Annotated in this window: 1 protein-coding gene; it reads left to right on the forward strand. The window is 50.0% G+C overall.

All coding sequences use genetic code 11. The features are described 5' to 3' along the window. The coding region (locus tag SB773_RS32475; RefSeq protein ID WP_410594502.1) for an FGGY-family carbohydrate kinase at nt 1-264 on the forward strand (264 nt) is incomplete at both ends.

Consider the following 264-nt stretch of genomic DNA (forward strand, 5'->3'; position numbering starts at 1 on the left):
GTGCGACGCTCGAATCTCTTGCTTACCAGACGCGGGATGTACTGACTGCGATGGAAGCTGATGCAGGTCTTCCGTTAAAAAAATTGCGGGTAGATGGTGGAGCAGTCACAAATAATTTTCTCATGCAGTTCCAAAGTGATCTGCTCAGTGTCTCTGTTGAGCGCTCAGAAGTTAGTGAGACCACTGCTTTAGGAGCCGCCTATCTCGCTGGGCTGGCGGTTGGCTTTTGGAATAGTCGGCAGGAAATTGCTGATAACTGGAGAG

The organism is Bacillus sp. SIMBA_074 (assembly GCF_046534555.1).
In the GTDB taxonomy this organism is placed as follows: Bacteria; Bacillota; Bacilli; order Bacillales; family Bacillaceae_G; genus Bacillus_A; species Bacillus_A mycoides.